The following is a 373-nucleotide window of genomic DNA, read 5'->3' on the forward strand; positions in this document are numbered from 1 at the left end:
ACCAACGACCAACCCACAACCCCATCCGCAAAACACCAGCCTCAACAACATTGAGCGGTATGAACTGCGAGATTGTGCCTGGCATTGAAGACCAACCACTTACATGGTTGTTCTTTCAGATACCCAACAGGATGCTTGTTTTTCGCCAAAAATCCAGCCGCACCACACGTCGTTCCGCCACGGTAAACCGCGTGTACTAGATCGAGATGGCCGTTGCCGGCTCTGACTGGCCAGTGTCTCCGCCTTTGAGCACCCCACCACCACATTCGGGCAGTGCGGGCTACTGTCCGCTTTCGCAGATAGTTGCTCCTTAGAAAGGAGGTGATCCAGCCGCACCTTCCGGTACGGCTACCTTGTTACGACTTCGTCCCAA

The 373-nt window shown here is 54.7% G+C and carries 1 protein-coding gene and 1 rRNA gene; one reads left to right on the top strand and one right to left on the bottom strand.

Going from position 1 to position 373, the window contains the following annotated elements:
* Nucleotides 1–200, top strand: a 200-nt coding sequence (locus ADL15_RS55435; RefSeq protein WP_232344224.1) for a hypothetical protein, incomplete at its 5' end; no start/stop codon positions are given.
* Between the two features lie 114 nt (nt 201–314).
* Here ADL15_RS55435 and ADL15_RS19865 read toward each other — a convergent pair.
* Nucleotides 315–373, bottom strand: a 16S ribosomal RNA gene (locus ADL15_RS19865); the annotation flags it as partial.

This window comes from Actinoplanes awajinensis subsp. mycoplanecinus (assembly GCF_001509495.1).
GTDB classification, from domain to species: domain Bacteria; phylum Actinomycetota; class Actinomycetes; order Mycobacteriales; family Micromonosporaceae; genus Actinoplanes; species Actinoplanes palleronii.